Raw genomic sequence first — 22,886 nt, forward strand, 5'->3', positions numbered from 1 at the left:
CACACCGCGGCACGTTAATCCCCGTCAAACGCCGTGTGACGCAGGGCAGTTCACGCACCACTACCCCCACCTCCCTTCCCACAGGAGCCTCAAGGTGTCCCAGCACAGAGCTGTGCGTACGTCTCTCCTCTCCGCCGCCGTCGCGGTCACCCTCCTCGCCACCGCGGGCCAGGCGGTGACCCAGGCCGCCGAGCGGGGCACCCCCGCCGCCGGGCCGGCCGCCTCCACGCCCGCCGCCTTCGCCGCCGGTCCGGCCGCCGCGCCGAACCCCTTCGACGAGGTCGACCGCCTGGCCGAGGCCAAGCAGCTCGACCCGGCGCCCGCCCCGGCCCCCGGCGGCAAGTCCGTCGCCGACAACCGGGTTCCCGGTGCCGCCGACGCGGCCCCCGCCGCCGACAAGGGCCGCAAGACGGCCACCGCCCAGGCGGCGCCCACCGCGAAGAGCGTCGCCGCGGGCGTCCCCTGCACCCTTGACGGGATCACCAACCTCGGCCCGGAGCAGTTCGCCGACTTCCTGGGCGACCCGGCCGTCACCGCCGACGGCTGCCTGCGCACCCTCATATGGACCTGGGACGCGCGTCTCGCGCCCGTCATGTCCGACGCCCACGTCCAGGCCGTCTCCCGGCGGATATCCAGCCTGGCCGCCGCTCACGACGGCCGTGACTCCTCCCACCTGGAGGAGATGTTCACCTACCTGCACGCCGTGGTCTACCACGACTACTCGCGCAGCGAGATCGACGTCACCGACGCCCCCACCGTCGACGCCATGCGCCGGGCCATAGCCGACTTCGGGAACGCTGCCCACACCTTCGACGTCACGCCCTCCAACGCCCGCACCCTGCGCGAGGCCCTCTACGCGGGCAGCGCCCCCGGCCTGCGCCAGCACCAGCTCGGCCTGATCAAGAAGGTCCTGTCCACCCTGGACGCCTCCCACCCGGCCACCAACACGGACGCCTCCTGGGGCGGCGCCGCCCTCGCGGCCCTCTCCGTCAACTACCTGGGCGTCTACCCCGGCAACCAGGACGCGGCCTTCCACTCCGCCGTCACGGCGGACCCCGCGTACCGCGCCGTCTTCAAGGCCTTCGCGGGATACACCCACCTCAAGGGCACCGCCAACGCCTGGGCCGCCCGCGACGCCCTGGGCGAGTACGGCCGCTTCGGCCAGGTCGACGGCCTCAAGGACCAGATCACCGCCGACCTCGGCGCCCTCCTCGACCCCGTCAAGTCGAGCTGGGGCAACGGCAGCGAGCAGTGGGCCAAGCTGGTCTCCTGGCTCAACTTCTACGGGGCCTGCAAGCCGTACGGGGTGTGCAAGGAGGACATCGAGAAGCAGCTCTTCCCGAACACCTACACCTACGACAACGGCGGCATCAAGGTCCGCACCGCCCTCGACCGGGCCACCGTCGACCAGCTGTACTACGCGAGCAAGCAGGTCAAGACCCAGTTCCACCGCGTCCTGGGCACCGACCAGCCCCTCGCCGGGGACCCCAACAGCACGCTGAACATCGTGCTCTACGCCTCCCGCGCCGACTACGAGAACTACCACCCGATCCTGACCGGCTACGGCACCAACAACGGCGGCATCTACATCGAGAACGGCGCCACCTTCTACACCTACCAGCGCCGCGTGCCCCAGGACTCCTCCCTCACCCTGGAAGAGCTCTTCCGTCACGAGTACACGCACTACCTGAACGGCCGCTTCGCCGTCCCCGGCTTCTTCGGGCAGGGCGACTGGTACCAGGGCGACCGCACCACCGCCATGGACGAGGGAACCGCCGAGTTCTTCGACGGCTCCACCCGCGACAACGGCATCGCCGTCCGCAAGTCCCTGGTCCGGGGCATCATCAACGACACCTCCGGCGGCGGCCCGCGCATGAGCATCGACCAGCTCCTGCACGCCACCTACGACGGCGACGGCTTCCGCTTCTACAACTACGCGGGCACGTTCTTCGAGTTCCTCTGGACCGAGAAGCCCTCGCTGCTGCGCGAGATGTACGGCTACCTGCGCGCCAACGACGTCGCCGGCTTCGACGCCTGGCGCAACCGGATGGGGGCGGACACCTACCTGCAGCGCGACTACAACCGCTTCCTGGACGCCCAGATCGCCAAGGTGGACCAGCTGTACGTCCCGAACACCGCCTTCACCGCCAACGACCAGCTGCGCGACTCCGCGCTCGCCTCGGTCAAGTCCTCCTTCGCCGCGGCGACGTACAACACCCCGGACTGCGTGGAGAACGGCGACACCGGCAAGCGCCGCTTCACCTGTACGGGCCGGATCACCGCGAACCTGAAGAACTGGCGCAGCGACGACCAGAACTTCAAGGACATGTCCGAGACGGTCGACTACTTCATCCTCGACCGGGCGGGCGCGGCCTCCAACAACCTGGCGGACATGAACTGTTCCTTCGGGCCGGTGGAGATCTGGGACAACAAGGCGGCGGGCACCTCCTCCTACAGCTGTGAGGGCCCCCTCCGCAGCTGACCGCCCGCCCGGGCCGGTTCCGATTCCGTACGGGGGGCGGAACCGGCCCGGGCGCCTAGGCACTACCAAAAGAATGTGACATATTACTGACATGGACGTCGTGATCATTGGCGCCGGCGTCGTCGGAGCCGCGTGCGCGTACTACGCGAGCCGCTCCGGTCTCTCCGTGGCGGTGGTGGACCGGGGCCCCGTGGTCGGCGGCACCACCGGAGCCGGCGAGGGCAACCTCCTCGTCTCGGACAAGGAGGCGGGCCCCGAACTGGACCTGGCCCTCCTCTCCGGCCGCCTCTGGCAGGAACTGTCCGCCGAACTCCCCCGGCCCATCGAGTACGAACCCAAGGGCGGCCTGGTGGTGGCCCCCGACGAGACCACCCTCAAGGCCCTGCGTCACTTCGCCGAGGGCCAGCGTGCGGCAGGCGTCGTCGCCACGGAGACCGAGGCCCTGCACGACCTGGAACCCCACCTGGCCCCGGGCCTGGCGGGCGGCTTCCACTACCCCCAGGACGCCCAGGTCCAGCCGGCCCTCGCGGCGGCCCACCTCCTGAAGGCCTCGGGCGCGACCCTGTACCTGGGCGAAGAGGTGACCGGACTCCTCCTGGACAAGAACATGGTCAAGGGCGTCCGCACCTCCCGCCGCACCCTCCGCGCCCCCGCCGTGGTCAACGCCTCCGGCACCTGGGCCGGCCGGATCGCCGAACTCGCCGGAACCGCCCTCCCCGTCCTCCCCCGCCGTGGCTTCGTCCTGGTGACGGAGCCGCTTCCCCGGCTCATCCGCCACAAGGTGTACGCGGCGGACTACATCGCGGACGTGGCCAGCGACTCGGCGTCCCTCCAGTCCTCGGCGGTGGTCGAGGGCACCCCCTCGGGCCCGGTCCTGATCGGCGCTCTCCACCACCGCCCTGCGCCGCCTCGCCGCCCAAGCGGCGGCCCTCTTCCCGGTCCTGGCGGACATCCGCGTCATGCGCACCTACCACGGCTTCCGCCCCTACCTCCCGGACCACCTCCCGGCCATCGGCCCGGACCCCCGGGTCCCCGGCCTCCTCCACGCCTGCGGCCACGAGGGCGCCGGCATCGGCCTGGCCCCCGCCACGGGCCAACTGATCGCGGCGGCCCTCACGGCAACCGAACCCCCGCTCGACCCCACTCCCTTCCGGCCGGACCGCTTCACCCGATGACGCCGCCCCCGGCCCCCCCGGCCCGTAACCGCCCGGCCAGGGCAACGGCACGGACACCCACCCCCCGAGGAGCCCCTTGATGCGCAGCCCCCGCGAGCTGGTCGGCGGCAGCCCGGCGGCCACGTACCCCATCGCGTTCGACGGCCGCGAACTGCCCGCCCAGGAAGGCCAGACCATCGCAGCCGTCCTCTGGGCGGCCGGGATCCTCTCCTGGCGCACCACCCGCGACGGAGGAGCCCCGCGCGGTGCCTTCTGCGGGATCGGCGCCTGCTACGACTGTCTCGTCACCGTCAACGGCCGCCCCAACCAGCGCGCCTGCCTCGTCCCGGCCCGCCCCGGAGACACCGTCACCACCCAGGAAGGCACCGGCCATGCCGACCTCGCCGTCTGACCCCGCCGCCAAGGCCGCCGTCGCCCAGGCCGCCCCCACGGGGACCACCGACCTGGCGGTCGTCGGGGCCGGCCCCGCAGGCCTCGCGGCCGCCGTCACCGCCGCACGGCTCGGCCTGCGCGTCACCCTCCTCGACACCGCGGAGCGCCCCGGCGGCCAGTACTACCGCCACCCCGCCGCCACCCTCGGCGCCACCCGCCCCGAGGCCCTGCACCACGACTGGCGGGCCTTCGCCACCCGCGAAGCCGCCCTCCGCGAGCACGAGACCGCGGGCCGCGTCACGTACCTCCCCCGGCACCACGTGTGGACGGTGGTCCCCGCCGACGAGCCCGGTACCTGGATCCTCCACGCGCTCGCGGGCCAGGCCCCCGACGAAACCCCGGCGACCCTCCGCGCCCGCCGCGTCCTGCTCGCCACCGGTGCCTACGAACGTCAACTCCCCTTCCCCGGCTGGACACTGCCCGGCGTGGTCGGGGCCGGCGGGGCGCAGGCCATGCTGAAGAACAACCTGGTCCTCCCCGGCCGCCGCGTCGTGGTGGCCGGCAGCGGCCCGCTGCTTGCTCCTCGCCGTGGCCGGCTCGCTCGCCGCCGCCGGAGCCACCGTCCCGGCCGTGGTGGAGGCCGCCTCGTACACGGCGTACGCCCCCCAGGCCCCCGCCCTGCTCCGCAACCCCGCCAAACTCGCCGAAGGCGCCACGTACGGCGGAGCCCTGCTGCGCCACGGCATCCGCCTGCTCACCCGGCACGCCGTCACCGAGGCGCACGGCACCACCCGCGTCGAGGCCGTCACCATCGCCCGCCTCGACAAGGACTGGCGCCCGCTGCCGGGCACGGCCCGCCGGATCCCGTGCGACGCCCTCGCCGTGGGCCACGGCCTCGTGCCCCAGCTGGAGCTGGCCACCGGCCTCGGCTGCGCCACCCTCCAGGCCCCCGACGGCACGGTCGCCTTGGAGCTCGACGCGGCCCAGCGCACCTCCGTCCCCGGCATCTGGTCGGCGGGCGAGACCGGCGGCATCGGCGGGGCCCAGCTGGCCCTGACGGAGGGGGAGATCGCCGCCCACTCCATCGCCGGCCGGCCGGTCCCCGCCGCCCTCACCCGCCGCCGCGCCCGGCTGCGCGCGTTCGCCGGGGCGATGGCCGTCGCGCACCGCCCCGGCCCCGGCTGGACCGGCTGGCTGCGCGAGGAGACCGACGTGTGCCGCTGCGAGGAGGTCCCGGCCGGCCGGATCCGCGAGGCGGCCCGGGAGCTGGGCGCGCGGGACGCCCGGACCGTCAAGCTGCTCACCCGGGCCGGCATGGGCTGGTGCCAGGGCCGGATGTGCGGCCCGGCGGTAGCCGCCCTGGCCGGCGAGGCCCCCGCCCCCGACCGGCGCCCGCTGTCCTGCCCGCCGCCCCGCCCGGCCCGGAGCCCGCCCGCCCCTGAGGCCGGCCGGACCCAACTGCCGTCGCGGAACCCCCGATCGGCGGCCTCCGGCCCCTTGTGGCCGATCCGCACCCACTAGTAAAATGTCACACACCACACTAGGGAGTCCTCACATGACCGACGCGCCCACCCCCGCGCCCTCCGCCACCCCCGGCCCCGACACCCGCACCCGCCCCTGGCACGGCATCATGGTCGCCACCGCCCTGCCCCTGCGCGAGGACCTCTCCGTCGACTACGACGCCTACGCCGAACACGTGGCCTGGCTGATCGCCAACGGCTGCGACGGCGTCGTCCCCAACGGCTCCCTCGGCGAGTACCAGACCCTCACCGACGAGGAGCGGGCCCGTGTCGTCCGTACCGCCGTCGAGGCCGCCGGCGACGGCGCCCGCGTCATGCCCGGCGTGGCGGCGTACGGCAGCGCCGAGGCCCGCCGCTGGGCCGACCAGGCCGCCGAGGCGGGCGCCGGCTCCGTCCTGCTCCTGCCCCCCAACGCCTTCCGCGCCGACGAGGAGACCGTCCGCGCCCACTACGCCGAGGTCGCCGGCTCCGGCCTGCCCGTGGTCGCGTACAACAACCCGTACGACACGAAGGTGGACCTGACCCCCGCCCTCCTCGCGCGCCTGCACGCCGACGGCAGCATCGTCGCCGTCAAGGAGTTCAGCGGTGACGTCCGCCGCGCCTACGAGATCGCCGAACTCGCCCCGGGCCTGGACCTGCTCATCGGCGCCGACGACGTCCTCCTCGAACTGGCCCTGGCCGGGGCCGTCGGCTGGATCGCCGGCTACCCCAACGCCCTGCCCCGCTCCTGCGCCACCCTCTACCGGGCCGCCGTCGCGGGCGACACCGCCACCGCCCTGCCGCTCTACAAGTCCCTGCACTCCCTGCTGCGCTGGGATTCCAAGACCGAGTTCGTCCAGGCCATCAAGCTCTCCATGGACCTGGCCGGCCGCCCCGGCGGCGCCACCCGCCCCCCGCGCTTCCCGCTCACCGGGGAGACCGAGGCCGCCGTGCGCGCCGCCACCGAGAAGGCCCTCGCCGAGGGCCTCAACTAGCCACCGGCTGACCAGCACCAGCCACCCAGTACGAACCAGCGACCGGCCGGAGGGGCGACCCGATGCGCACACGCCACGTCTACCACGCGGTGGACTCCCACACCGAGGGCATGCCGACCCGCGTGATCACCGGGGGAGTCGGGGTGATCCCCGGCGCCACCATGGCGGACAAGCGGCTCCACTTCATCGAGCACATGGACCAGCTCCGCACGCTGCTCATGTACGAGCCGCGCGGCCACGCCGCGATGAGCGGTGCCATCCTCCAGCCGCCCACCCGGCCCGACGCCGACTACGGCGTCCTGTACATCGAGGTGTCGGGCCTGCTGCCCATGTGCGGGCACGGCACCATCGGGGTGGCCACGGTCCTGGTCGAGACGGGCATGGTCCCCGTCGTCGAGCCGGTCACCACGGTACGGCTCGACACCCCGGCCGGGCTGGTGAGCGTGGACGTACGCGTCGAGGACGGCGCGGCCACCGCCGTCACCCTCACCAACGTCCCCTCCTTCTGCGTCGGCCTCGACCTGAAGGCGGAGGTCCCCGGCTTCGGCACGGTCACCTACGACCTCGCCTACGGCGGGAACTTCTACGCCTTCGTCGAACTGGACGCCCTGGGCCTGCCCTTCGACCGGGCCCGCAAGGACGACCTGATCGCCGCCGGACTGGCGGTCATGGACGCGGTCAACGCCTCCCCCGACCGGCCCGTCCATCCCGAGAACCCCTCCATCGCCGGCGTCAAGCACGTCTACCTCGCCGCTCCCGGCTCCGACGCCCGCCGCTCCCGGCACGCCATGGCCATCCACCCGGGCTGGTTCGACCGCTCGCCCTGCGGTACGGGCACCAGCGCGCGCATGGCCCAGCTGCACGCCCGCGGCCTGCTGCCCCTGGACACCGACTTCGTGAACGAGTCCTTCATCGGCACCGAGTTCACCGGCCGCCTGGTCGGGGAGACCACCGTCGGCGGCCGCCCGGCCGTCGTCCCCACGGTCACCGGCCGGGCCTGGATCACCGGCACCGCCCAGTACTTCCTCGACCCGACCGACCCCTTCCCCGGAGGGTTCCTGCTGTGACCGCCCCGACCACCGTCCGCACGGTGGACTACCACACCGCCGGCGAGCCCTTCCGGATCGTGGCGGAGGGACTGCCCCCCGTCCCCGGCGACACCGTCGCCGAACGCTGTGCCACCGCCATCGGCCCCGGCGGCTCGGGGACCGCGCCGCGCCGCGGCCCGCTGGACGAGGTACGGCGCCTGCTGGTCCAGGAGCCGCGCGGGCACGCCGGCATGTACGGCGGGTTCGTGGTGCCCCCGGACGACGACGGAGCCCACTTCGGGGTGCTGTTCTGGCACAAGGACGGCTACTCCACCGCCTGCGGCCACGGCACCATGGCCCTCGGCGCCTGGGCCGTGGACTCCGGCCGGGTCGCCGCCCCCGACGAGGGGGACGTCCAGGTCCGCATCGACGTGCCCTCGGGCCGGGTCGCCGCCACCGTCCACCGGGCCCAGGGCCGCACCACCGGGGTCACCTTCCGCAACGTCCCGGCCCGGGTGGGCGCCCGGAAGGTCCCCGTGGCCACCACCCTGGGCATCGCCGAGGTGGACATCGCGCACGCCGGGGCCTGCTACGCCTCGGTCCGCGCCCGCGACCTCGGCCTGGAGGTGACCCGCGCCGCCCTGCCCGAACTGGTCCGCGCCGGACGGGAGATCCGCGCCGCCCTCGCCACCCACCCCGCGACCTGGCATCCGGACGGCCCGCTGCTCTCCGGCGTCTACGGGGTGGTCCTCCACGAGGAGCTGCCCGACACCCCGTTCGGGCCGCACCAGCGCAACGTCACCGTCTTCGCCGACGGGCAGATCGACCGCTCGCCCTGCGGCTCCGGCACCTCCGCCCGCCTCGCGCTGCTGGCGGAGGACGGCCGCCTGGGGCCCGGGGAGGACCTGCTGCACGAGTCGGTGACCGGCACGGTGTTCACCGGCCGGATCTTCGCCGACGGGGTCACCGAGGTCACCGGCACCGCCTACCGCACGGGGGACCACGCCTTCACCGCCGACCCGTACGACGCCCTCGGCGCGGGCTTCCTGCTGTGACGGGCACCCCCGCGGGCCTCCTCCAGCTGGACGCCGCACGGACGGCGGGCCTGCTCACCACCGCCCAGGCGGCCGACGCCCTGGCCGGCGCCCTGCGCGCCGGCCTGGACCCGGAGGCCTGCCCGCGGCGCAGCAGCGTGTCCGCGCCCGGCGGCGAACTCCTGCTCATGCCGGCCGCGTCGGGCGCGTACGCCGGGGTGAAGATCGCCGGGGTGGCCCCGGGCAACCCGGCGCGCGGGCTGCCCCGGATCACCGGCAGCTTCCTGCTCCTGGACGGCCCCACCCTGCGCCCGCTGGCCCTCCTGGACGGCGCCGCCCTCACCGCCCTGCGCACTCCGGCGGTCTCCGCCCTGGCCCTGCGGTACCTCACCGGACCGGGGCGCCCGCTGCGGCTGGTGCTCTTCGGCGCGGGACCGCAGGCGTACGGGCACCTCGAAGCGGTCCTGGAGCTGCGGGAGCTCGCGGAGGCGGTGGTCGTGGCCCGCGACCCCGGGCGGGCCGGGGAACTGGCCGCGCACGCCCGGACCCTGGGCGTCCCGGCCCGTACCGGCACGCCCGAGGACGTGGCGGGAGCGGACCTGGTGCTGTGCTGCACCTCCGCCCGCGAGCCCCTCTTCGACGGGCGGCTGGTGGCCCCGGGGGCCGTGGTGGTCGCCGTCGGCTCGCACGAGCCGGACGCCCGGGAGACGGACACCGCCCTCGTGCGACGCGCGGCGGTGTACGTGGAGTCGCGGGCGGCGGCGCTGCGGGAGGCGGGGGACCTGCTGATCCCGGAAGCCGAGGGGGCGATCGGTCCCGGTCATATCAGCGGCACCCTGGCCGAGCTGGTCGCGGGAGGCAATTCCCCCGGAGGGCGGCCCGGTTGTCCACAGCTCTTCAAGAGCGTCGGCATGGCCTGGGAAGATCTTGCCGTCGCGGTGGCGATCTACCACGCGGCCGGAGCGAACGGCGAAACGTGACATTGTACGCTGTTCCTCCGCACGTCCGCGGTGTGCGGGGTCTCGGAGGAAGAGCAATGGGTGACCTGAAGCAGCACAGTCTCATCAAGGCCCAGGAACGGCTGCGCGACCAGGTCGGCCATGCCCTCCGGGCCGCGCTGATAGCGGGCGAGCTGCGCCCCGGCAGCGTCTACTCGGCGCCGGGCCTCGCCGCCGAGCTCGGCGTGTCGGCCACGCCCGTGCGCGAGGCCATGCTCGACCTGGCGCGCGAGGGCCTGGTCGAGCCGGTCCGTAACAAGGGGTTCCGGATCACCGAGGTCAGCGAGCGCGACCTCGACCAGTACACCGAGCTGCGCACGATGATCGAGGTACCGACCATCGGCCGGATCACCCGGACGGCCACGCGCGAGCAGCTGGAGGAGCTGCGCCCGATCGCCGAGGAGATCGTCAGCAGTGCCCGCGAGCACAACCTCATCGGCTACCTGGAGGCGGACCGCCGCTTCCACCTCAGTCTGCTCGCCCTCGCCGGCAACGAGCGCCTGGTCGAGACCGTCGGCGACCTGCGCAAGCGTTCCCGCCTGTACGGGCTGACCGGCCTGGACGAGGCGGGCAAGCTGGTCTCCTCCGCCGAGGAGCACCTGGAACTGCTGGACCTGATGCTGACCGGCGACGCGGAGGCGGCGGAGGCGTGCATGGTCCGCCACCTCGGCCACGTCCGCTCCCTGTGGGCCCAGGGCCGCGACGAGCCGGTGGGCCGCCCCCAGGGGCGCCTCGGCTCCGGCCTGTAGGAGGCGTCCCCTCTGGAGCCGCCGGGCAACCGCCCGGCGGCACAGTCGCGTTCGGGCTCCGGCCGGGGGAACCGGGCCGCCGCCCGGAGACGTCCGCACAGCCCCGCCCGCCCGGCACGCCGAGGCGCGCACAGGATGCCGCAGGGCCCGTCCTCCGGGCGGACGGCGCTACTTCGCGAACGCTCCCTGGCGGCAGTCGCCCTCGCAGGGGACGGGCGCAGGAGGCGGGTCGCCGGCCGCGTCGGCCCGGTCGAGGACCGCCCGCATCACCTCCACCGGCAGGAGCGGCGAGGCCGCGGCCGCCTCGACGACTTCCTCGTCCGTGTCCCCGAGCAGCCGCAGCAGGGCAGCCACCGGCACCCGCGGGTGCCCGGCGGTGGCGCACCGCACCGATTCCTCCTGGTCCGCCGCGAGGCGTTCGAGCATCTCGTCCGGCAGATCCGGGTCGCGCAGGGCGAGTACGCGCATCCAGGGGTCCGGATCGGTCGCGAAGCGGCGCAGGGTCTCGGGCGGGAAGGTGACGCAGTCCGCGGGCCGGCCGCCGTGCTTGACCATCCCGCCCTGCCGCCGGTCGAGTTCCTCGGCGACGGTGAGGTCCACCTCCGCGAGCCCGGCCAGCGCGAGGAACCGTACGCGTGGGTTCTCATCGGCCAGCAGCCGCGTCCGGGCCTCGGCCGGCAGGGCCGTACTCCGCGCGGCCGCGCAGCGCAGACCCGCGAACGGCGAGTCGGCGTACGGCAGGGGATCGGGCTCCACCCACGGGTAGGGCATGAGGTCCAGACAGGTGAGCATCGCCTCGCAGAGGAAGTCCTCGTCGGAGGAGTCGCGGGGATCCTCCGCGTAGCGGAGTGCTCCCGCGGTCAGCGATTCGAAGATCACGGCTTGCTCCTGCGGTGTGGCGTCGGCCCGTTCGAACACCTTGCCGCGCACGCCGGGGTCGGCGTCCCGGGCCAGGACCGCGCGCAGCTCCGCGGGCAGGCAGGGGTGGCCCGCGAGCTGCTCCCGGACCCGGTCGTCGGGGTCGGCGGCCAGCTGCCCCGCCGTCTCGGGGTCCAGGTCGAGGAAGGGGACGACGTGGTGCCGCGTCGCCGGATCGGCCAGCAGGGCCCCGTGCAGGTCGGCCGGCGGGCGGTGGCGGCAGGCGGCCACCCGCACCTTCGGCTCGGGGTCGGCCAGCAGGGCCCGGTGGAGGTCCTCGGCCGGGGCCTCCTCGCGCCGGGCGACGGCCTCCCGGACCGCCGGATCGGTGTCGGCGCCCAGCCGGGCCGTCAACTCCGGTGACAGCTCCGGGTTCTGTGCGAGCGCGATCCGCACCTCGGCATCCGGGTCGGCGGCGAAGAGCTCGTGCCGCCCGCCGTCCGCGCCCTCCCGCTCGGCGGGGACGGCGCGTACTTCAGGGTCCCCGTGGGCCGCCAGCCGGGCCGCGATCTCCTCGGGCAGCGCTCCGCCGCGGGCGAGTCTTCCGGCCGGTCTGCCGTCCAGGAGGCTCTCGCAGAGCTGAGGGTCGGCCTGCGTCGCGGGATTGAGGGCGAGGCCGTAGAGCGCGTAGGGCAGGTGGAGCAGCTCCGGCAGGGGTATGTCGTGATCCATGCCGCCGACCCTAAGGAGGTGCGGCCAACTCTCCCGCAGCCGCGCCGATTTGGACACGGCTGGATAACGGCGACGGCAAGGGGTTGTCAGTACAATTTCACATTACTATGTTACCCGTCACATCCTAAAGCGCGGCCCTTCACTGGAGTGACCCATGACCAAGCGCACTCAACTCGCCTTCGCCACCGCCCTGGTGGCGACGCTCGCACTCGGCGCCTCGGGCTGCTCCGACCCCAAGAAGGGCTCCGAGGGGAAGGGCGGCGCCAACCCCGCCGCCGCCAACGACGGCAAGACCCTCGGCGGCACCCCCGTGAAGGGCGGCACCCTCACCGTCCTGTCCAATCAGGACTTCTCGCACCTCGACCCCGCCCGCAACTGGGTCATGCCGGCCATGGACTTCGGCACCCGCCTGCTCTACCGCACCCTGGTCACCTTCAAGGCCGAGCCCGGCAAGGCCGGCAGCGAGCTCGTCCCCGACCTCGCCACCGACCTCGGCACCCCCTCCAACGGAGGCCGCACCTGGACCTTCACCCTCAAGGAGGGCCTGAAGTACGAGGACGGCAGCCCGATCAAGGCCCAGGACGTCAAGTACAACGTCGAACGCTCCTTCGCCCCCGACCTCACCGGCGGCCCCGACTACGCCGCCCAGTACCTGGCCGGCACCGAGGGCTACAAGGGCCCCCTCCAGGGGCAGCACCTCGACTCCGTGAAGACCCCCGACGACCGCACGATCGTCTTCGAACTCAAGCGCCCCGTCGCCGAGTTCTCCCAGACCGCCACCCTCCCCACCTTCTCCCCGGTCCCGCAGTCCCAGGAGAAGGGCACCCAGTACGACGCCCGCCCCTTCTCCTCCGGCCCGTACAAGATCGAGAGCTACGAGCGGGACAAGAAGCTGGTCCTCGTCCGCAACGAGCACTGGGACCAGAAGAGCGACTCCGTCCGCAAGGCCTACCCGGACAGGTTCGTCGTGGTCATGGGCCTCAAGGGGGGCCAGGTCGACGACCGCATCATCGCCGGCGAGGGCGCCGACGCCTCGGCCGTCGAGTACTTCAACATGCGCCCCGAGAGCGCCCCGAAGGTCCTGCCCAAGCCCGACGTCAAGGCCCGCCTGCTGGCCGAGTCCCAGGGCTGTACGACCATGCTCCACCTGAACAACTCCCGCGCCCCCTTCAACGACCCCAAGGTCCGCGAGGCCATGCAGTACGCCGTCGACAAGGACGCCGTCATCACCGCGGCCGGCGGCCCGGCCCTCAACGAGGTCGCCACCGCCTACCTGCCCCCCGCCCTCACCGGCGGCAAGCAGGCCGACACCCTGAAGATCCCCGCCTCCGGCGATCCCGCCAAGGCCAAGGAACTCCTCAAGGCCGCCGGCAAGGAGCACCTCAAGGTCTCCCTCTCCGTCTCCACCGGCGACAAGGCCAGGGCGGAGGCCCTCCAGCAGGGCCTGTCCCGGGCCGGCATCGAGGTCGTCATCGACACCGTCGACCCCGGCGCCTACTACGACGTCATCGGCGACCTCTCCACCACCCCCGACATGACCTTCACCGGCTGGTGCCCCGACTACCCCTCCGGCTCCACCTGGATCCCCTTCGTCTTCGACGGGCGCACCATCAAGGACAAGGGCAACCAGGGCAACTACTCCCAGTTCCGCGACGACGCCGTCATGAAGCGGATCGACGAGATCAACGCCATGGCCGACGCCAAGCAGGCCAACCAGGCCTGGATCGACCTCGACGCCGAGATCATGAAGAAGGCCCCGTCCATCCCCGTCCTGCTGGAACGCAAGCCGCTCCTCGTCGGACCCAACATCGCCGGCGCCTACGGCCACCCCGTGTGGACCGGCACCATCGACTACGGGACCGTCGGCCTCAAGGACCCCTCGAAGAGCCAGGGCTGAGGGATCCGGAACCGGAAGACACCATGACCACCACCGCACCCGGCGCCGCCCCCGAGGCGGCCCCGGCCGGGGCGCAGGCCAAGGACGTTCCCCCGGGCAGCAGCCCCTGGCAGCTCGCCCGGCGGGAACTGCGCCGCCGCCCCGCCGTCCGCGTCAGCCTCTGCGTCGTCCTCCTCTTCGTCCTGATGGCCCTGACCGCCCCCTGGCTGGGCGCGCTCGGCGGCTGGTCCCCCGAGGAGTTCGACAAGGCCGCCGTCGACCCCTACCTGGCCGGCCAGCCCCTCGGCTCCTTCGGCGGCATCAGCCCCGAGCACTGGCTGGGCGTCGAACCCGTCACCGGCCGCGACCTGTTCGCCCGCGTCGTCCACGGCGCCCAGGTCTCCCTCCTCATCGCCTTCGCCGCCACCGCCATCGTCGTCCTCACCGGCACCGCCGCCGGCATCGCGGCCGGCTACTTCGGCGGCCGCACCGACGCCGTCCTGTCCCGGCTCATGGACCTCACCATGTCCTTCCCCTCGCTCATCTTCATGATCGCGATGCTGTCCGTGGCCAAGGACGTCAACCGGATCGTGCTGATGACCTCCGTCATCGGGCTCTTCGGCTGGCCCGGCGTCGCCCGCGTCGTCCGCGGCCAGACCCTCTCCCTCAAACACCGCGAGTACGTCGACGCGGCCCGCGTCGGCGGATCCGGCGCCTGGCGGATCCTGACCCGCGACATCCTCCCCGGCGTCTCCGGCCCGGTCATCGCCTACACCACCCTGCTGATCCCCGGCATGATCAGCACCGAGGCCGCCCTCAGCTACCTCGGCGTCGGCGTGCGCCCGCCCACCCCCTCCTGGGGCCAGATGATCGCCGAGTCCGTCGCCTTCTACGAGACCGACCCGATGTACTTCGTCATCCCGAGCGTCTTCCTCTTCCTCGCGGTCCTCGCCTTCACCCTCCTCGGCGACGCCCTGCGCGACATCCTCGACCCGAGGGGCGGCCGCAGTTGATCCTCTACCTCCTGCGCCGGCTGCTCGCCCTGGCCGGCGTGCTCCTCGCCATCGCCGCCGTCACCTTCCTGATCTTCTACGTCCTGCCCACCGACCCGGCCGCCGCGGCCTGCGGCAAGACCTGCAGCCCCGAACGGCTCGCCGACGTACGCGCCTACCTCGGCCTCGACAAGCCGCTCTGGGAGCAGTTCGCCCACTTCCTCACCGGCATCTTCACCGGCCGCACCCTCGGCACCGGCCAGTACGCCGTCCAGTGCGACTTCCCCTGCCTGGGCTACTCGTACGAGAACTCCCTGCCCGTCTGGGACCTGCTCATGGACAGGCTCCCCGTCTCCGCCTCCCTCGCCTTCGGCGCCGCCGTGCTGTGGCTGATCCTCGGCCTGGGCGCCGGGGTCACCGCCGCCCTGCGCAAGGACACCGCCACCGACAAGGCCCTGATGGTCGGCGCCGTCGCGGCCGCCTCCCTGCCCGTCTACTTCACCTCCGTGATGCTCATCTACGGGGTGATCCGCATCGCCGGGCTGCTGCCCTACCCCAGCTACCACGAGCTCACCGCCGACCCGCTCGGCTGGGCCGGCAACCTGCTGCTGCCCTGGACCGCGCTGGCCCTGCTCTACGCCGCCATGTACGCCCGGCAGAGCCGCGGCTCGATGATCGAGGCGATGGCCGAGCCGTACATCCGCACCGCCCGCGCCAAGGGCATGCCCGAGCGGACCGTCGTCGTCAAGCACGGGCTGCGCTCCGGGATGACCCCGATCCTCACCATCTTCGGCATGGACCTCGGCGGCCTCCTCGCCGGAGCCGTGATCACCGAGTCCATCTTCGGGCTCCCCGGCATCGGGCGGCTCTTCTACGGGGCGCTCGTCAGCTCCGACCAGCCGGTGGTCCTCGGGGTCACCCTGCTCGCCGCCTTCTTCATCGTCGTCGCGAACCTCGTCGTCGACCTCCTGTACGCCGTCATCGACCCGAGGGTGAGGTACTGATGACCACCCCTGCCCCCCTCCTCGAAGTCCGCGACCTCGGCGTCACGTTCACCACCCCCCGCGGCAGCGTACGGGCCGTCGACTCCCTCGGCTTCACCGTCGAGGCCGGACGCACCCTCGGCATCGTCGGCGAGTCCGGCTCCGGCAAATCCGTCACCTCCCTCGCCGTCATGGGCCTCCACCGGGCCGGCGCCGAGGTCAGTGGCTCCGTCAGACTCGCCGGACAGGAACTCACCGGGCTCCCCGAGAAGGAGCTCGCCAAGGTCCGCGGCCGCAAGATGGCCATGATCTTCCAGGACCCCCTCTCCAGCCTGCACCCCTACTACACGGTCGGCGAGCAGATCGCCGAGCACTTCCGCGTGCACTTCCGGGCCGGCCGGGCCGCCGCGCGCAGACGGGCCGTCGACATGCTCGGCGAGGTCGGCATCCCCGAACCCGCCCGCCGGGCGGGGGAGTACCCGCACCAGTTCTCCGGCGGCATGCGCCAGCGCGCGATGATCGCCATGGCCCTGGCCTGCGAACCCGACCTGCTCATCGCGGACGAGCCCACCACCGCCCTCGACGTCACCGTCCAGGCGCAGATCCTGGAGCTGATCGCCCGCCTCCAGCAGGAGCGCGGCCTCGGCGTCGTGATGATCACCCACGACCTGGGGGTGGTGGCCCGCGTCGCCCACGAGGTGCTGGTCATGTACGGCGGCCGCGCCGCCGAACAGGCCCCGGCCGACGCCCTGTTCGCCGACCCCGCCCACCCCTACACCCGGGGTCTGCTGGACTCGCTGCCCCGCCTCGACAGCGCGGACGACGTCCCGCTGCCGTCCATCCCCGGCTCCCCGCCGTCCCTGCTGCACCCCGCGCCGGGCTGCGCCTTCGCCCCGCGCTGCGCGGTGGCCGCCGCGGCCGCGGGCGGGGGCCGCCGCGGCCGCGGCCGACGACGCGGCCCGCTGCACGGGCGAGCGGCCCGAGCTGCGTCCGTACGGCTCGGCGGACCGGCTGGCCGCCTGCCACTTCGCCGGCCCGGTGCCCGCTGCCGCCGCCCCTGCCCCGGAGGTGTCCCGATGACGGCCCCGGCCACCCGCCCCAATCCCGCCGCCGAGCGGGAGGGCCCGCAGGCCGCGCCGCTGCTGCGGGTCCGCGACCTGACGATGACCTTCCCCGGCAAGCGCAGCCTGACCGGGCGCCGCTCCGCACCGGTGCGGGCCGTCGACGGGGTCTCGTTCGACCTGGAGGCCGGGCAGACCCTCGGCCTGGTCGGCGAGTCCGGCTGCGGCAAGTCCACCACCGGCCGGATGCTGGTGCGGCTGCTGGAACCCACCTCCGGCCGCGACATCAGCCGGCTCTCCCAGAGCGCCCTGCGCCCGCTGCGCAGGAACATCCAGATGGTCTTCCAGGACCCCCACTCCTCCCTCAACCCCCGCCAGACCGTCGCCCGGATCATCTCCGACCCGCTGCTGGTCCAGGGCTGGAGCGCGGCCGACGCCCGCCGCCGGGCCGCCGAGCTGATGGAGCTGACCGGGCTGATCCCCGAGCACATCGACCGCTACCCGCACGAGTTCTCCGGCGGCCAGGCCCAGCGCATCGGCATCGCCCGCTCGCTGGCCACCAGCCCCCGGCTGGTGATCGCCGACGAGCCCGTGTCCGCCCTCGACGTCTCCGTGCAGGCGCAGATCGTCAACCTGATGGAGCGGCTGCGCGCCGAACTGGGCCTGGCCTACGTGTTCATCGCGCACGACCTCTCCGTCGTCAAGCGGGTCAGCGACCGGGTCGCGGTGATGTACCTCGGCCGGATCGTCGAGATCGGGGACAAGAAGTCCCTCTACGAGAACCCGCAGCACCCGTACACCCGGGCGCTGCTGTCCGCCGTCCCGCTGCCCGACCCGGCGGCGGAGCGGCGGCGCGAGCGGATCGTGCTGCTCGGTGACCCGCCGAGTCCGGCCGCCCCGCCCCCGGGCTGCACCTTCCATCCGCGCTGTCCCAAGGCGCAGGAGATCTGCCGCACCGAGCGGCCGCTACTGCGGCTCGCCGCCTCGCGAGAGGTGGCCTGTCACTTCCCGGGTGACTGACGGGGATCACGGGAAGAAGGGGAGGGCCCCGCCGACGACAGCGTCCGCGGGGCCCTTCCCGGTGTCCGGGGTCCGGTGTCCGGGGTCCGCTACAGCGCCAGCTCGCGGCGGAAGAACTCCAGCTCCAGCGCCATGATCTTCTCCCGCGCCCCGCCCGGGGTCATGTGCGTGACGCCGGGCAGCGCCAGCAGCTGGTGCGGGCGGCCCGCGTCCGTCAGGGCCTGCGACAGCCGCAGGGTGTGGGAGGGGTGGACGTTGTCGTCGGCCAGGCCCGTGACCAGCAGCAGCGGCCGGGTCAGCCGGGGCGCGTCGGGGATCAGGGAGTCCCGCTCGTAGACCTCGGGGTGCTCCTGGGGGAGGCCCAGGTAGCGCTCGGTGTAGGCGGTGTCGTAGTGCCGGAAGTCGGTCGGCGCGGCCCCGGCGGCGGCCGCGTGGAACACGTCCGGGCGGCGCAGCACGGCCATGGCGGAGAGGTAACCGCCGTAGGACCAGCCGCGGATGCCGACCCGGCCCAGGTCGAGGTCGCCATGGCGGGCGCCGAGGGCCCGCAGGGCCGCGACCTGGTCCTCCAGCGTGACCTCGGAGAAGCCCCGGTACATGGCGTGGGTGTGGGCGGGGGAGACGTTCGCGGTGCCCCGGTTGTCGACCGTGACCACGGCGAAGCCCTGGTCGGCCCACCACTGGCGGTACTGCCAGCGGCGGGGCTCGGCGCTGACGTCCTGGGCGCCGGGGCCGCCGTAGCTGTCCATCAGGACGGGCAGGCGCCGGCCGGGGACGTGGCCCCGGGGCAGGACGAGGGCGGTGGGGATGCCGAGCTCGGTGACCCGTTCCAGGAGCGGCTCGACCCGGTAGGGCAGCGGCGCGGACAGGTCGCGGGGGGCGAGCTCGCGGCCGTCGGCGGTGCGCAGGGTGCGGCGGACGCCGTCGGTGCCGGCGGAGGTCAGCAGCAGGTGCCCGGCGGCCGAGGCGGACACGGTGTGCACGCCCGGTCCGTCGGCGAGCGGGGTGAGTTCTCCGCCGGCCGGGTCCAGCAGCAGTACCTGCTGTTCGGAGGGGTCGCGCAGGGCGGCTTCGACCAGCAGCCGGCCCCGGTGGGTCCCGGCCACGCCGCGGACCTGGACGCCCGCGCCGGTGAGCGGCTCGCCGTCGAGGGCGAGGCCGCGCGCGGCCCCGTCCGCGACGTCGGCGGAGGTGAGGACACGGCCGTCGGGGAGGCGGGCGGGGGTGCCGGGGAGGGGGTCCACCCACAGGGGGTGCGTGGTGCGCGAGAGCTCGCGGGTGCGGCCGGTGGCGGGGTCGGCGGTGAGCAGCAGGACGTTCTGCTGGAGCCGGTCCTGGACCGTCAGCAGGATCTCGTCCGCGGACTCCCAGCCCGCGTCGGAGACGTACGGGAAGGCCTCCGCGTCCCAGTCGAGCCGTACCCGGCCGCCCTCGGGGCCCAGCACCCACAGCTGGACGTCGGCGTTGGGGCCGCCCGCCTCGGGGTAGGCGAAGTCCTCGGCCGGGAGTTCGGGGTGCGCCGGGTCGGTGAAGTGGCGGCGCTGGAGGGCGCTCTCGTCCACCCGGGCGGCGAGCAGGGTGACCCCGTCGGGGGACCACCAGTGGCCCCGGCCGCGGTCGAGCTCCTCGGCGGCGGCGGGAGATGTGTATAAGAGACAGGGGCTGACGCGGCCGCCGGGGGTGGTGTACAGGGCGTCGTCCGTCACGTACGCGGTGCGCGAACCGTCGGTGTTGGGGCGGGGGTCGAAGGCGGGGCCGGCGGTGGGGAGCTGGGTGGGGGCGCCGCCGTCGCAGGTGACCGCGTAGAGCCGTCCGTGGAGCGGGAAGACGGCGCGGCGGCCGTCGCCGGAGAGGGCGTACGAGCCGATCCCGGCGGCCACGAGCCGGATGCGCTCGCGCAGCCGGCGCTCGGCGACGGGGAGTCCGCCGGTCGAGGACCCAGAGGCTTTCGAAGGCGTCGGCGGGGCCCGTCGAGCGCAGGAACCACAGGAGGCGGCCTGAGTCGCCGAAGGAGAAGGCGCGGGGCGAGCCATGGGTGAACCGGGCCGTCGAGGCGGATCGCCTGAGGAAATCGTCCATGATCCCAGTGTGCCATGTGCAATATCACATGGCCTAGCCCATTCGAGTGGTGACCCTTGGGGTGCGGGCGTAGCGTCGACGGGTGGACCCGAACGCATCGCCGCACAGCACCGGGACCGGCGGCACGGCCCCGGGAACCGACAAGGGGAACGGCACGGGGAACGGGAACGGGCTGGCCCTGTTCGTCATCGCCTCCTGCCAGCTCATGGTCGTCCTCGACATCACGATCGTGAACATAGCCCTCCCGCACATCCAGACGGCACTGGATTTCTCCACCGAGAGCCTGTCCTGGGTCGTCAACGCCTACACGCTCACCTTCGGCGGGCTGCTCCTGCTCGGCGGCCGAACCGGCGACATCCTGGGCCGCAAACGCGTGTTCATATCCGGGGTCCTGCTCTTCGGCCTGGCCTCCCTGCTCGGCGGACTCGCCCAGAACGAGGGCCAGCTGATGGCGGCGCGGGCCCTCCAGGGCGTCGGCGGCGCCATCGCCTCCCCCACCGCCCTCGCCCTGATCACCACCACCTTCCGCGAAGGGCCCGCGCGTAACCGGGCCTTCGGCGTGTTCGCCGCCGTCTCCGCGGGCGGCGGCGCCATCGGGCTGCTCGCGGGCGGGCTGCTGGTCGAATGGCTCAACTGGCGCTGGGTGTTCTTCGTCAACGTCCCCATCGCCGTCGTCATCGCCGTGATGGCCCGCAGGGTCCTGCGCGAGTCCGCACGCCACGCCGGGCATTTCGACCTCGCGGGCGCGCTGCTGGGCACCTGCGGCATGGTCGCGCTGGTCTACGGGTTCATCCGCGCCTCCCAGCACGGCTGGGCCGACGGCTTCACCCTCGGCTCCTTCGCCGCGGCCGTGGTGCTGCTGACCCTGTTCGTCGTCAACGAGCGGCGCTCGCCGCAGCCCATCACCCCGCTGCACATGTTCGCGGACCGCAACCGGGCCGGGACCTACGGGATCATGCTCTTCCTCGCCTGCGCGATCTTCGGCATGTTCTTCTTCCTGACCCTCTTCGTGCAGAACGTCCTCGGCTTCAGCCCGCTGCGGGCCGGCCTCGCCTTCCTCCCCGTCAGCGTCATGGTCGCCGTCTCGGCCACCGTCACGTCCCGGCTGCTGCCCCGGTTCGGGCCCAAACCCTTCATGGTCGGGGGAGCGCTGTGCTGCGCGGCCGGACTGGCCTGGATGACCCGGATCGACGTCGACTCGACCTACCCGGGCAGCATCCTCGGCCCGCTCCTCGTGTTCGCCACCGGCATGGGCATGCAGTTCGTCTCGCTGACCCTGACGGCCCTGTCCGACGTGCCCGACCGGGAGTCGGGCGCGGCGTCCGGACTCCTCAACTCCATGCAGCAGGTCGGCGGCTCGCTCGGCCTGTCGATCCTCGTCACCGTCTTCGGTACCGCGAGCCGCAACGAGGCCAAGGCCCAGGCGGTGGCGTTCGTACGCGGCTCCACCCCCGAGCAGAAGGCCTTCTTCGCCCGCACCCACCAGTACCCCAAGCCCTGGTCGGACCTGGTGCTCACCGCCGGCGTGAGCACCGCCTTCGTGGTGGCGTCGGCCTTCACGCTGATGGGCGCGCTGATCGCGGTCTTCGCCATCCAGGTCCGGCCCTCCGACCTGGAACGCCTCCAGGGCAACCACACCCCGGCAGGAATCCAGGGGGAATCCGGCGGGTAGGGTCGCCTGGTCATCGAACACCGGGGGGAAACCGATGCTCCGACCCATCCTGCGCGCCGCCGCCGTGACGGCCCTGACCGCCACCCTGGCGGCGCTCACCGTCTCCTGCGGCAGCGGGGGCGACGGCGACGGCGGTCACCGCCCGAAGGCCGCCGCGGCCGCGCTCGCCGCCTCCGCCTCCGACCCGGGTCCTCCGCCCGCTCCGTCCCCGCAGCCGGAGAAGGTGCGCGACGCCTTCGCCGGGCTCCAGGCCACCCTGGACGACTCCTGCACCCCGGCCAACTGCGCGTTCCTCCTCGGCCGGGTCCACGACGAACTCCACCGCATGGACCGTGCGATGAAGGCCGACCCCAAGGGCCCCGGCCACTTCCCCGAACCGATCGCCCTGATCGCCCGCCTCGACGGGGAACTGGGCACCGACCACGGCGTCGAGAACCTCAAGAGGCACCAGCCCGCGCTGTTCGGCGCCCGGGACGAGATCAGCACCTGGATGCAGGACCACCCGGACGACTACCGCTGACCCTCCGGCTCCTCCTTCTCCACGGGGCGGATCCGGCAGCGCATCGGGCCCATGGCCCGCAGGGTGATCCCGGCGCTCACCGGCACCTCGGTGTCCACGGCCTCGACCTCGTACGCCCGCAGGAGCATCGCCAGCGCGATCACCGACTCCAGCATCGAGAAGTGCTGGCCGATGCAGGCGCGCGGCCCGCCGCCGAAGGGGAACCAGGCGTAGCGCGGCCGCCCCGCCTCGGCCTCCGGCGTGAACCGGCCGGGGTCGAAACGGTCCGGGTCGCTCCAGTACCGCGGGTGGCGGTGCGTCACCCAGGGGGCCAGGATCACCGTGGCGCCCGCGGGGACGGCGTACCCGTCGATCTCGGTGGCGGCCACCGCGTTGCGGCCCATCACCGGCGCGGCCGGATACAGCCGCATCGCCTCCTTGAGCACCCGTGTGAGGTACGGCAGCCGGTCGAGATCGGCGGCCTCCGGCGTACGGTCGCCCAGGACGCGGACGATCTCCTCGCGGGCCAGGGCCTGCTCCTCGGGGTGGCGGCCGAGCAGGTGCAGGGCGAACGCCAGCGAGGTGGCGGTCGTCTCGTGCCCGGCCAGCAGGAAGACCAGCACCTGGTCGCGCAGCTCGGCGGCGTCGAAGACCGCCCCGTCCGCCCCCTGCGCCCCGGCCAGCAGGGTCAGCAGATCCTGCCCGCCCTCCTCACCCGCCTCACCTTCCCGGTCCTCCCGGCCCGCCCCGCGCCCTGTCTCTTATACACATCTCTCATGGCG

The 22,886-nt window shown here is 73.5% G+C and carries 15 protein-coding genes and 3 pseudogenes; 15 read left to right on the plus strand and 3 right to left on the minus strand.

Annotated features, from left to right (window positions below; translation table 11 throughout):
* The first annotated feature begins 94 nt into the window (after positions 1-94).
* The 9 genes and pseudogenes from VR44_RS01505 (at position 95) to VR44_RS01545 (ending at position 10,332) form a co-directional block, all read left to right on the plus strand.
* Positions 95-2,482: a collagenase gene (locus VR44_RS01505; RefSeq protein WP_045945494.1), complete on the plus strand. Its 2,388-nt coding sequence runs from the start codon at positions 95-97 to the stop codon at positions 2,480-2,482.
* 91 nt (positions 2,483-2,573) lie between these two features.
* Positions 2,574-3,657 (plus strand): annotated as a pseudogene (locus VR44_RS01510) (NAD(P)/FAD-dependent oxidoreductase).
* A 79-nt stretch (positions 3,658-3,736) separates the two neighbouring features.
* Positions 3,737-4,048, plus strand: a complete 312-nt coding sequence (locus tag VR44_RS01515; RefSeq protein ID WP_094191359.1) for a (2Fe-2S)-binding protein — start codon at positions 3,737-3,739, stop codon at positions 4,046-4,048.
* Positions 4,029-5,550: pseudogene (locus tag VR44_RS42125) on the plus strand (FAD/NAD(P)-dependent oxidoreductase). The gene VR44_RS01515 and the pseudogene VR44_RS42125 overlap by 20 nt, the downstream one beginning before the upstream one ends.
* Before the next feature lie 34 nt (positions 5,551-5,584).
* The gene (locus VR44_RS01525) at positions 5,585-6,523 is read left to right on the plus strand and encodes a dihydrodipicolinate synthase family protein (protein ID WP_045945496.1); all 939 of its coding nucleotides are present in this window, start codon (positions 5,585-5,587) and stop codon (positions 6,521-6,523) included.
* Between the two features lie 62 nt (positions 6,524-6,585).
* Positions 6,586-7,590 carry a proline racemase family protein gene (locus VR44_RS01530; RefSeq protein WP_045945497.1) on the plus strand — a complete coding sequence of 335 codons (1,005 nt, stop codon included), beginning with the start codon at positions 6,586-6,588 and terminating at the stop codon, positions 7,588-7,590.
* The gene (locus VR44_RS01535; protein WP_045945498.1) at positions 7,587-8,606 is read left to right on the plus strand and encodes a proline racemase family protein; all 1,020 of its coding nucleotides are present in this window, start codon (positions 7,587-7,589) and stop codon (positions 8,604-8,606) included. The genes VR44_RS01530 and VR44_RS01535 overlap by 4 nt, the downstream gene beginning before the upstream one ends.
* A complete protein-coding gene (locus VR44_RS01540; protein ID WP_245691574.1) occupies positions 8,603-9,565 on the plus strand; it encodes an ornithine cyclodeaminase family protein in 963 nt (320 codons plus the stop codon). Before VR44_RS01535 ends, VR44_RS01540 begins: the two co-directional genes overlap by 4 nt.
* Before the next feature lie 56 nt (positions 9,566-9,621).
* Complete coding sequence (locus VR44_RS01545; RefSeq protein ID WP_045945499.1) at positions 9,622-10,332, plus strand: GntR family transcriptional regulator; 711 nt, start codon at positions 9,622-9,624, stop codon at positions 10,330-10,332.
* Positions 10,333-10,500: 168 nt separating this feature from the next.
* On the opposite strand, the gene VR44_RS01550 is transcribed toward VR44_RS01545, so the two are convergent.
* Positions 10,501-11,922 (minus strand): hypothetical protein, encoded by a 1,422-nt coding sequence (locus tag VR44_RS01550; RefSeq protein WP_052713409.1) that lies wholly within the window; start codon positions 11,920-11,922, stop codon positions 10,501-10,503.
* A gap of 154 nt (positions 11,923-12,076) precedes the next feature.
* Here VR44_RS01550 and VR44_RS01555 point away from each other — a divergent pair, with 154 nt between their 5' ends.
* Genes VR44_RS01555 through VR44_RS48285 form a run of 4 tightly spaced genes read left to right on the plus strand, consistent with a single transcriptional unit; the run spans position 12,077 to position 17,854 of the window.
* Entirely contained in the window at positions 12,077-13,819 is a 1,743-nt protein-coding gene (locus VR44_RS01555) for an ABC transporter substrate-binding protein (RefSeq protein WP_045945500.1), read from the plus strand.
* A gap of 23 nt (positions 13,820-13,842) precedes the next feature.
* On the plus strand, positions 13,843-14,811 hold the full coding sequence (locus VR44_RS01560) for an ABC transporter permease (RefSeq protein ID WP_045945501.1): 969 nt from the start codon (positions 13,843-13,845) through the stop codon (positions 14,809-14,811).
* A complete protein-coding gene (locus VR44_RS01565; protein ID WP_045945502.1) occupies positions 14,808-15,794 on the plus strand; it encodes an ABC transporter permease in 987 nt (328 codons plus the stop codon). Before VR44_RS01560 ends, VR44_RS01565 begins: the two co-directional genes overlap by 4 nt.
* Positions 15,794-17,854, plus strand: coding sequence for a dipeptide ABC transporter ATP-binding protein (locus VR44_RS48285; RefSeq protein WP_045945503.1), 2,061 nt, complete (start codon positions 15,794-15,796; stop codon positions 17,852-17,854). The genes VR44_RS01565 and VR44_RS48285 overlap by 1 nt, the downstream gene beginning before the upstream one ends.
* Before the next feature lie 89 nt (positions 17,855-17,943).
* Here VR44_RS48285 and VR44_RS01575 read toward each other — a convergent pair whose 3' ends face one another.
* The gene (locus VR44_RS01575; protein ID WP_245691575.1) at positions 17,944-19,734 is read right to left on the minus strand and encodes a S9 family peptidase; all 1,791 of its coding nucleotides are present in this window, start codon (positions 19,732-19,734) and stop codon (positions 17,944-17,946) included.
* 281 nt (positions 19,735-20,015) lie between these two features.
* Between VR44_RS01575 and VR44_RS01580 the strand changes: the two genes are divergently transcribed.
* Positions 20,016-21,605, plus strand: coding sequence for an MFS transporter (locus VR44_RS01580; protein WP_052713410.1), 1,590 nt, complete (start codon positions 20,016-20,018; stop codon positions 21,603-21,605).
* Positions 21,606-21,639: 34 nt separating this feature from the next.
* Positions 21,640-22,125, plus strand: a complete 486-nt coding sequence (locus VR44_RS01585) for a hypothetical protein (protein WP_045945504.1) — start codon at positions 21,640-21,642, stop codon at positions 22,123-22,125.
* Here VR44_RS01585 and VR44_RS01590 read toward each other — a convergent pair.
* A pseudogene (locus VR44_RS01590) lies at positions 22,116-22,820 on the minus strand (cytochrome P450); the annotation flags it as partial. The gene VR44_RS01585 and the pseudogene VR44_RS01590 overlap by 10 nt on opposite strands.
* Positions 22,821-22,886 lie beyond the last annotated feature (66 nt).

The organism is Streptomyces katrae, assembly GCF_000966975.1.
GTDB lineage: Bacteria > Actinomycetota > Actinomycetes > Streptomycetales > Streptomycetaceae > Streptomyces > Streptomyces katrae.

Coding starts and splice junctions, on each gene's coding strand:
- VR44_RS01555 (WP_045945500.1), top strand. CDS start 12,077: ATGACCAAGCGCACTCAACTCGCCTTCGCCACCGCCCTGGTGGCGACG.
- VR44_RS01550 (WP_052713409.1), bottom strand. CDS start 11,922: ATGGATCACGACATACCCCTGCCGGAGCTGCTCCACCTGCCCTACGCG.
- VR44_RS48285 (WP_045945503.1), top strand. CDS start 15,794: ATGACCACCCCTGCCCCCCTCCTCGAAGTCCGCGACCTCGGCGTCACG.
- VR44_RS01545 (WP_045945499.1), top strand. CDS start 9,622: ATGGGTGACCTGAAGCAGCACAGTCTCATCAAGGCCCAGGAACGGCTG.
- VR44_RS01515 (WP_094191359.1), top strand. CDS start 3,737: ATGCGCAGCCCCCGCGAGCTGGTCGGCGGCAGCCCGGCGGCCACGTAC.
- VR44_RS01585 (WP_045945504.1), top strand. CDS start 21,640: ATGCTCCGACCCATCCTGCGCGCCGCCGCCGTGACGGCCCTGACCGCC.
- VR44_RS01560 (WP_045945501.1), top strand. CDS start 13,843: ATGACCACCACCGCACCCGGCGCCGCCCCCGAGGCGGCCCCGGCCGGG.
- VR44_RS01530 (WP_045945497.1), top strand. CDS start 6,586: ATGCGCACACGCCACGTCTACCACGCGGTGGACTCCCACACCGAGGGC.
- VR44_RS01525 (WP_045945496.1), top strand. CDS start 5,585: ATGACCGACGCGCCCACCCCCGCGCCCTCCGCCACCCCCGGCCCCGAC.